Source organism: Kribbella sp., from assembly GCF_035655035.1.
In the GTDB taxonomy this organism is placed as follows: domain Bacteria; phylum Actinomycetota; class Actinomycetes; order Propionibacteriales; family Kribbellaceae; genus Kribbella.
Genome location: NZ_DASRVN010000182.1, coordinates 1 through 7,777, shown reverse-complemented (window position 1 = coordinate 7,777; position 7,777 = coordinate 1). Strand labels below are relative to the sequence as shown.

Sequence of the window (7,777 nt, the reverse complement as noted above, 5' to 3'; positions counted from 1 at the left end):
CGGGTCAGCCTTGACCCGGTCGGTCAGGTCCGCCGCCAGCCCGGACCCGGCCCGCAGCGCCATCGCGCCCTGCGTGTAGGTGAAGTAGACGTCGATGTCGACGCCGCCCTGGAGCGCCGTGTCGAGCTTCAGGTTGCCGCGATCGTCGTTCACGAACCGCGTGTAGTCCACTTTGTACTGCGGAAACTTCTGCTGGAACGCCTTCACCACATCAGCCGGACCGGACGCCGCCGGCACGCCGCCCCACACCTGCAGAGCCCCCGACCGCCCGCCCTCCGCACCGGAACACCCCGGCACCACCGCGGCCGCCAGCCCCGCACCGACCCCGGCCAGAACCTCCCGCCGAGAAAATCTTTTGCGCCTCACAACTCACCTCCCACCAGATTGCGCAAAAGATTAGCGAGCGCGCCCGAGCTTGGGAAGCCCCTCGTGCAAAACTTTTTCAGAGCCTGCTCAGAGCGAGCAGTTCACCAGGACCGGTTCGTTGACCAGGGTGATGTTGAAGGACTGCTGGACCTGGGTGCGGACGTGGGTCGCCAGGGTGAGGAGTTCTTTGGCGCTGGCCTGGCCGCGGTTGGTGAGGGCCAGGGTGTGTTTGGTGGAGACGGCGGCGTTGCCGATGGCAAAGCCCTTGGAGACGCCGGCGTGTTCGATCAGCCAGGCGGCGCTGGTCTTCACGCGACCGTCGGGCTGCGGCCACTGCGGCGCACCGGCAGGGACCTCGGCGGGGGTGTCGAGGATCGGGTTGGTGAAGAACGAGCCCGCGCTCCACGTGTCGTGGTCGGCCGGATCCAGCACCATCCCCTTGCTGCGGCGCAGCCCGAGCACGGCCTCCCGTACGTCGGTCATCGGCGCGCGCGACCCGGGCTCGACGTCGAGCACCCGCGCCAACTCGGCGTACCCGACCGGCGCCGACAGGTCGCCCAGCTTCAGCTGGAACGCGACCTCCAGTACGACGTACCGCGAGGGGTCCGCCTTGAACCGGGAGTTCCGGTACGCGAACCCGCAGTCCGCGGCGAAGATCGTCCGTACCTTGCCGTCAGTCCGGTCCCAGACCCGCACCGACGCGACCGTCTCGGCGACCTCGTGCCCGTAGGCGCCGACGTTCTGTACGGGCGTCGACCCGGCCAGCCCGGGGATCCCGGACATCGACTCGAGCCCGCTCCACTCCTCCGCGATCGCCCGCTGGACCACGCGATCCCAGTCCTCGCCGGCCGCGACGTGCACCATCGCGCCGGAGCAGGCGTCCGCGTCGACCCGGATGCCCGAGGTCGCGACCTTGACCACGGTCCCGCTGAACCCGTCGTCCCCGATCACCACGTTGCTCCCGCCGGACAGCAGCAGCACCGGCTCCCCGGCGGCGTCCGCGTCCCGGACCGCCGCGATCAGGTCCTCCTCGGACGTGACCTCGACGAACTTGTCGGCCGGCCCGCCGATCCGCAGCGTGGTGTAGCCGGCCAGGGGCACGTGAGTGTTCACCGGACCCGCACGACCGCGCGGGCGCGCCCGAGCACCTTCTCCTCGCCCGCGACCGCGGTGATGTCGATCTCGGCCAGGCCACCTTGATCAACCTTCGTGACCTTGTCCACCTTCGCGGAGAACGTCACGGTCGCACCCTTGTCGTCATCCGGTACGACGACCGGCTTCGTGAACCGGACGCCGTACTCGACCAGGTCGGCCGGATCCGCGATCCAGTCCGTGACCACCCGGACGGCGGACGCCATCGTGAGCATCCCGTGCGCGATCACGCCGGGCAGCCCGAGCGCGGCGGCCATCCGGTCGCTCCAGTGGATCGGGTTGAAGTCGCCGCTGGCCCCGGCGTACCGGACCAGGTTCTCGCGCCGCAGCGTGACCGTGAGCGGCGGCAGTTCGGTTCCAGCCTGGATCATGAGTCCGCCCGGTTGTGCGAGAGCGTGGACGTCGACGTGGCGATCGGCTCGCCGTCGACGGTGGTCAGGGCGGTCTCGTACATGATCACCTCGACATCACCGGCCTTGCGGACGGTGGTGATGGTGGCGGTCGCGGCGATGTCGTCGCCGGCCTTGATCGGGCGGGTGTAGCTGAACTTCTGCGCGCCGTGCACGATCCGGTCCAGCCGCAGGCCGAGCTCCTCGTCGTTCAGCAGCTGCTCCAGCGCGCGGCTGCCGATCACGAACGCGAAGGTCGGCGGCGCGATCGCGTCATCACCCCGGTACGCCGGGTTACCGTCACCGATCGCGTCGGCGAACTCCCGGATCTTCTCCCGGCCGACCTGGTAGGACTCGGCGGCCGCGTAGCTCCGGCCGACCATCGTGGCGTCGATCGTCATATCCGCAAACCTTACTGGCAGACTGTGGTCCGGGTTTCCGCCGCCCACGATTCGAGGGAAGGCTGAACGTGACGGCTGTGGCGGCGCTGGCGAAGTACGCGCCTCGGTACCGGGTGGAGATCGGTGAGCCGGAGGGCTCCGAGTGGCTGCGGGTGGACCGGATCCTGGAGCCCGGCGGTCCGGAGCTGACCGAGCTGCTCAAGCGCGACGACGAGGCCAGTTCCCACCGTACGGCGCACGCGAACGCGCTCAGCATGATGTCGTTCTACGCCGGCCGCGCACCGGCGGCCGCGCTGCTGCTGTGGGCGCTGGAGGGGCACGTCCTCGACATCCGCCCGCAGAACCTCTGGGTACGCCCGCACGACGGGCACGGGATCGCGGCGGTCGCCGTACGCTCGGCCGACTTCCTCCCGGGCGGGCTGGAGACGCTGTACAACGTCGTACTGCGGCAGCACCTGCTCCCATTGTCCGAGGAGCTGCACCGGCGGACGCGGGCGGGGTTGCGGCAGGTGTACGGCGGAGTCGCGGCCGGGTGCGCGATGGGGTTCTGCGCGGCGACACGTGAGGAGGTGACGGTGGAGCCGGCGTACCTGCTGGAGCGGTGGCAGACGTTCGCGGCCAAGGCGCCGGGGGACTTGGGGCGGCTCGGCGACGTGGAGGTCGCGGCCGGGAAGCTCGTCTACCTCCGCAACACCTGCTGCCTCTACTACACAAGCCAAGCCGCCAACGGCACCCTCTGCGGCTCCTGCTGCCTAACCCCCCGCGAAACCCGCCGCACCGCCTACGAGTCCGGCCGCCCCATCCTCACCACCAACTGAAGCCGCCCCCAGGCGCCCGGAGCGGCTTGTGGAAGACCCGCGGAGCGGGTTTCGCGGTGGGACCCACAACTGCTTGTCGCGGGGACAGCACGAAGCCGCTCCGGGTGTCCGGAGCGGCTTCGGAAGAGCTGAGGGTCAGGCGGGTTTCGCGGTGGGAGACCACAACCTGCTTTTCCTGAAGGTCAGCGGGTCTCGCGGTGGGGGACCACAACCTGCTTTTCCTGACGGTCAGCGGGTCTCGCGGTGATGGACCACAACCTGCTTTTCCTGAGGGTCAGCGGGTTTCGCGGTGGTCCGTGTGGTCGTTGCAGCGGGCGCAGTACTTCTTCAGCTCAAGACGATCCGGGTCGTTGCGCCGGTTCTTCTTGGTGATGTAGTTCCGCTCCTTGCAAACCGTGCACGCCAGCGTGATCTTCGGGCGGATGTCGGTTGACTTGGCCACTGCTGCCTCTTCTTGTCAGGAGTGCGCAACTGAGGTGATCGCACTCTCGAGATACTGCGTTGGTGGGTAGCGGGGGCGGGAGTCGAACCCGCGACACCACGATTATGAGCCGTGTGCTCTAACCACCTGAGCTACCCCGCCGCGCGAGCCCGCCACCCCACCCGGCGAACCAGGTGAGATGCCGTTCTCAGAGCCCCTTTACGGAATCGAACCGTAGACCTTCTCCTTACCATGGAGACGCTCTGCCGACTGAGCTAAAGGGGCGGGCCGAGGAGAGAGATTACACGGTCCCCCGGCCCGATGTGAAATCGAGTCAGGAGCGCCTTGCAGGCCCCTCAGTCCGTCCCGGAAAGCATACCGGGTCCGCGGCAGTGCTCCCGACCATTTTCCGGATCGGATGTCGAGAACCCCGGAGCCGCTTCGTCATCAGGGCAGGACCTACGAAAGGAACAGCCATGTCAGCCACAGCCATGCCCCCGGTCGTGTCGGCCGCGGAGTGGGAACGGGCCCGTGCCGAGCTGCTGATCGCCGAGAAGGAGGCCACCCGCGCCGAGGACCGTCTCGCGGCCCAGCGGCGCCGTCTGCCGATGGTCGAGTTCGGCGACTACACCTTCGCCGGGCCGGACGGGCCGGTCACCCTCCGGGAGCTCTTCGGCGACCACCGGCAGCTCGCGCTCTACCAGTTCATGAACCCCGGCCCGGACCATTTCTGCCCCGGCTGCACGTACTTCACCAAGAACGTCACCAACCTCCCCGGCCTGGCCGGCAACGACATCGCCTGGGCAACGGTTTCCGACATGCCGCTCGCCCAGATGGCCGGGTACTGGAAGCAGATGGGCTGGGAGCACATCCCGTTCGCGTCCTCCGCCGGTACGACGTTTTCCGCGGACTGCGGCGCCGGTGGCGGGTTCCTGCTGAACGTCTTCTTCCGCGACGGCGACACCGTCTACCGGACGTACACGACCGGCCAGCGCGGCGTCGACCGGCTGCTGTTCAGTACGACCGTCAGCGACCTCGCTCCGTACGGCCGCCAGGAGGACTGGGAGGACTCCCCCGAAGGCTGGCCGCAGGAGCCGACGTACGGCTAGTCCCAGACCCGGCTGGGGTACGCCGAGCGCAGTACCGGCAGCACCTCCGTGACGAAGGTCTCAACGGACTCTCGGTTCTCGTCCGCCGGGAGTCCGGGGACCTCCAAGGAAATCCCGGAAAGCTCGTGGCGGAAACTTTCCTGGTACTTTCCGAACTTGTCGATCACCTGTTCCGGCGACCCGACCAGCACCGACCCGCCCTCGAGGAACTCCTCCAGCGTCCGGAACGGCAACTGGTTGTGCCGGGCGCCCGGCGACTTCATGAACGCGTCGAAGATCGGCCGGTACCCGTCGATCGCCTGCTGCGAGGTCTTCTTCACATACAGCCCGTTGAACCCGGCACCGACCACCGCGTCCGCCGGGTCCCGCCCGTACGCCTCCCAGCGTTCCCGGTAGTGCCGGATCAGCCCGGCGTACTTCGCCAGCGGATGGAAACCGTTTGCGGAAAACAGCGGATCACCCCAGCGGGCCGCCAGCTCGGTCGACTCGGTGGACGACGCGGACCCGTGCCACAACGGGATTCCGTCCGCCCGATAAGGCCGCGGCTGCGTGGTCGCGTCGGTCAAGGGCGGCCGGTAGCGCCCCGACCACGTGACCCTGGTCTCCCGCAGCAGCCGGCGAAGCAGCTCGTACTTCTCCCGATTGCGGTCCCACTGACCGTCGAGCTCGTACCCGAACAGCGCGTTCTGGTCCGGGTCGTTGCCCTTTCCGATGATGATGTCGAGCCGCCCGCCGGACAGCTGGTCCAGCGTCGCATAGTCCTCCGCCACCCGGACCGGGTCCAGCAACGACAGCACGGTCACCGTGGTCAGCAACCGGATCCGCGACGTGACGGCGGCGATGTACGCCAGCACGACCGGCGGCGAGGAGGAGATGAACCGCTGCGCGTGCCGCTCCCCCACGCCGTACCCGTCGAACCCGAGTTCCTCCGCCCACTGCGCCTGCCGGACCACGTGCTGGAACCGTGCGGCCGGCGAGAGCTGTACGCCGCTGATCGGGTCGGGCGAGTTGTCGATCAGCGTGTACGTACAGAACTTCATCTGACCTTCTTCTCGCCGGAGGTCACCGGGAGCGCGAGCCGGTTACCCGGCACCGGAGCCGGGCAGGTCCCGTACGCCGTGAATGCGAACGGCAGGTTGATCGTCCGGTTGAAGTCGATCCGCACCGAGCCGTCGGGCTGCACCGGCCCGGTCGTGACGACCCGCCAGGGCGCGGTCTCCTCACCGTTCGTCCTGTCGTGGAACGACACGTTGAGCCGATCACCACCCGCCGACGTCGCGACCAACTCGTACGCCGTACCGCCGAGCGCGACATGCACCGTGCCGACGGCGGTGACGTGTTGCCGCAGGTCGTCCCGCGCCGTCGACACCTCCACCCGCTGCGCCTTGGAGTACGGGCTGAAGTACCCGGTGACGACCCAGGAGTCGTCCAGCGGGTACGCCGGTACGCCCGCGAAGTCCCGCCGCGTCGTCGCGCGTGGATCCCGTTGCCGGATGGCGTACCGGCCGCCCCGGAGTACCAGCTCCGCCAGCCGGTCGCCGTACAGCAGCCAACTCAGGGAACCGGCTTCCGGAACGCTCGCCGAAACCGTTTTCGTGACCGGGTCGCCGGCCAGTGTGAGCTCGCCCGCGGCCTGCACGTACGCCCGTTGGTCGGCCCACCATTTGCCGGGCAGGCCCTCGATCGCGGTCGGTGTCGGCGGCAGCCAGTCGAAGGCGACGATGGACAGCCAGCCGTAGTCGGTGTCCAGGTCGCGCTCGCGGGCGGCGTGCCAGGTGTGCCAGTCCTGCTCCAGGTCGGAAACAACGGTCATGACGCTTTCCTCTGCTCGCGGTGGGCGACCTCGGACCGGACCAGCGGGATGACGTGCCGGCCGAAGTCGATCGCGTCGTCGTAGATGTCGTACCCGCGGGCGGAGAAGATCCGGATTCCGAGGTCGTAGTAGTCGAGCAGGGCGGCGGCAACTGTTTCCGGCGTTCCGACGAGTGCGGTGGAGTTTCCGCCGCCACCGGTCAGGCCGGTCGGCGCGGTCCAGAGCGCCCGGTCGTGCCGCTCACCGGCCGCGACCGCCTTCAGCAACCGCTGCGATCCAGCGTTTTCCGGGGTCTTCGAGCGCAGCCTGGTGCTCGCCGGAACGCCACCGGCCTGTACCTGCTTGATCCGGCCGATAACGTTTTCCGCCTTCTCCCAAGCGAGTTCCTCGGTCGGCGCGATGATCGGCCGGAACGCGATCTGGATCGTCGGCCGGTCCGCCCTGCCCGCGGCGGCGGCTGCCGCGTCGATGGTCGCGAGCTGTTCCCGGGTCCCGGCCAGCGGTTCGCCCCAGAGCGCGAAGATGTCCGCCTCGGCCGCGCCTACGGCGTACGCCGCAGGAGACGAACCACCGAAGGAGATCCGCGGCCGCGGCTGCTGGACCGGCTTGATGTCGGCCAGGAAATGCTCGAACCGGTAGTGGTTTCCGTCGAAGTCGAAGCGCTCGTCCGAGGTCCAGGCCTGTTTGAGGATCTGGATGAACTCGCGGGTCCGCCCGTACCGGTCGTCCTTCGCCAGATAGTCGCCCTCGGCCGCCTGGTCCGCGGTCGACCCGCCGGTGATCACGTGCACCTCGAACCGCCCGTTGCTGAGGTGATCGAGGGTCGCAAACGTTTTCGCGGTCAGTGTCGGGTACGCGACGTTCGGCCGGTGCGCGACCACCAGGTTGATCCGCTCGGTGCGCCCGGCGACGTACGCGGCGACCTGTGCCGGATCGGGTGATCCGGAGTGGTAGGCGAACAGGATCCGGTCCCATCCGTTGTCCTCGTGGGCGCGGGCGAGCTTGGAGGTGTACTCCAGGTCCAGCGGACCGCCGGTTCGCGGCGTGACCTCGCTGGCCGGGTTGGTGCCGGCGATGCCCAGGAACTCAACTGGCATGGCGTTCTTCCTTCCGTACGGTGGGGGCGAGAAGTCTGAGCAGGTCCCGCGCGACGGCGTCGTTCTGCCGGAAGCCGGGACCGTTGAAGTGCGGCCGGGAGAACCCGGAGGATCCAGCCGAGCCGGACACCGAGGGGCCGAGCAGGAACAGGGCCGGGTGCACCGAACCGTCGGCGCGGACCGCGCGGGACCGGGAGTCGGCCTTGAGCTG

General features: G+C 68.8%; 9 protein-coding genes, 2 tRNA genes and 2 pseudogenes. 2 read left to right on the top strand and 11 right to left on the bottom strand.

All coding sequences use genetic code 11. The features are described from left to right. The 4 genes and pseudogenes from VFF46_RS10875 to VFF46_RS10860 all read right to left on the bottom strand — a co-directional run. Positions 1-366 (bottom strand): annotated as a pseudogene (locus tag VFF46_RS10875) (hypothetical protein); the annotation flags it as partial. Positions 367-453: 87 nt separating this feature from the next. Beyond that, positions 454-1,479, bottom strand: a complete 1,026-nt coding sequence (locus VFF46_RS10870; protein WP_325036951.1) for a UDP-N-acetylmuramate dehydrogenase — start codon at positions 1,477-1,479, stop codon at positions 454-456. Next, complete coding sequence (locus VFF46_RS10865) at positions 1,476-1,889, bottom strand: MaoC/PaaZ C-terminal domain-containing protein (RefSeq protein WP_325036950.1); 414 nt, start codon at positions 1,887-1,889, stop codon at positions 1,476-1,478. The genes VFF46_RS10870 and VFF46_RS10865 overlap by 4 nt, the downstream gene beginning before the upstream one ends. Beyond that, complete coding sequence (locus tag VFF46_RS10860) at positions 1,886-2,308, bottom strand: FAS1-like dehydratase domain-containing protein (protein ID WP_325036949.1); 423 nt, start codon at positions 2,306-2,308, stop codon at positions 1,886-1,888. Before VFF46_RS10860 ends, VFF46_RS10865 begins: the two co-directional genes overlap by 4 nt. Positions 2,309-2,376: 68 nt before the next feature. Here VFF46_RS10860 and VFF46_RS10855 point away from each other — a divergent pair, with 68 nt between their 5' ends. Beyond that, positions 2,377-3,126, top strand: coding sequence for a (2Fe-2S)-binding protein (locus VFF46_RS10855; protein WP_325036948.1), 750 nt, complete (start codon positions 2,377-2,379; stop codon positions 3,124-3,126). Between the two features lie 274 nt (positions 3,127-3,400). Here the strand turns inward: VFF46_RS10855 and rpmG are convergent, their stop codons facing one another. The 3 genes from rpmG to VFF46_RS10840 form a co-directional block, all read right to left on the bottom strand. Continuing rightward, a complete protein-coding gene (rpmG, locus tag VFF46_RS10850) occupies positions 3,401-3,568 on the bottom strand; it encodes a 50S ribosomal protein L33 (protein WP_325036947.1) in 168 nt (55 codons plus the stop codon). A gap of 67 nt (positions 3,569-3,635) precedes the next feature. Next, positions 3,636-3,709: transfer RNA gene (locus VFF46_RS10845), tRNA-Met, on the bottom strand. Positions 3,710-3,759: 50 nt separating this feature from the next. Then, positions 3,760-3,832: transfer RNA gene (locus VFF46_RS10840), tRNA-Thr, on the bottom strand. A gap of 191 nt (positions 3,833-4,023) precedes the next feature. Between VFF46_RS10840 and VFF46_RS10835 the strand changes: the two genes are divergently transcribed. Next, positions 4,024-4,656 carry a DUF899 family protein gene (locus tag VFF46_RS10835; protein ID WP_325036946.1) on the top strand — a complete coding sequence of 211 codons (633 nt, stop codon included), beginning with the start codon at positions 4,024-4,026 and terminating at the stop codon, positions 4,654-4,656. On the opposite strand, the gene VFF46_RS10830 is transcribed toward VFF46_RS10835, so the two are convergent. The 4 genes and pseudogenes from VFF46_RS10830 to VFF46_RS10815 form a co-directional block, all read right to left on the bottom strand. Beyond that, on the bottom strand, positions 4,653-5,696 hold the full coding sequence (locus VFF46_RS10830; protein WP_325036945.1) for an LLM class flavin-dependent oxidoreductase: 1,044 nt from the start codon (positions 5,694-5,696) through the stop codon (positions 4,653-4,655). The genes VFF46_RS10835 and VFF46_RS10830 overlap by 4 nt on opposite strands. After that, positions 5,693-6,469, bottom strand: a complete 777-nt coding sequence (locus VFF46_RS10825; RefSeq protein ID WP_325036944.1) for a DUF1684 domain-containing protein — start codon at positions 6,467-6,469, stop codon at positions 5,693-5,695. The genes VFF46_RS10830 and VFF46_RS10825 overlap by 4 nt, the downstream gene beginning before the upstream one ends. After that, positions 6,466-7,566: an LLM class flavin-dependent oxidoreductase gene (locus tag VFF46_RS10820; protein ID WP_325036943.1), complete on the bottom strand. Its 1,101-nt coding sequence runs from the start codon at positions 7,564-7,566 to the stop codon at positions 6,466-6,468. The genes VFF46_RS10825 and VFF46_RS10820 overlap by 4 nt, the downstream gene beginning before the upstream one ends. After that, positions 7,556-7,777 (bottom strand): annotated as a pseudogene (locus VFF46_RS10815) (hypothetical protein); the annotation flags it as partial. The gene VFF46_RS10820 and the pseudogene VFF46_RS10815, both read right to left, overlap by 11 nt.

Excerpts from the sequence above, each read along its gene's own strand:
- VFF46_RS10835 (WP_325036946.1), top strand. The coding sequence starts at position 4,024 with ATGTCAGCCACAGCCATGCCCCCGGTCGTGTCGGCCGCGGAGTGGGAA.
- VFF46_RS10860 (WP_325036949.1), bottom strand. The coding sequence starts at position 2,308 with ATGACGATCGACGCCACGATGGTCGGCCGGAGCTACGCGGCCGCCGAG.
- VFF46_RS10825 (WP_325036944.1), bottom strand. The coding sequence starts at position 6,469 with ATGACCGTTGTTTCCGACCTGGAGCAGGACTGGCACACCTGGCACGCC.
- VFF46_RS10865 (WP_325036950.1), bottom strand. The coding sequence starts at position 1,889 with ATGATCCAGGCTGGAACCGAACTGCCGCCGCTCACGGTCACGCTGCGG.
- VFF46_RS10820 (WP_325036943.1), bottom strand. The coding sequence starts at position 7,566 with ATGCCAGTTGAGTTCCTGGGCATCGCCGGCACCAACCCGGCCAGCGAG.
- VFF46_RS10830 (WP_325036945.1), bottom strand. The coding sequence starts at position 5,696 with ATGAAGTTCTGTACGTACACGCTGATCGACAACTCGCCCGACCCGATC.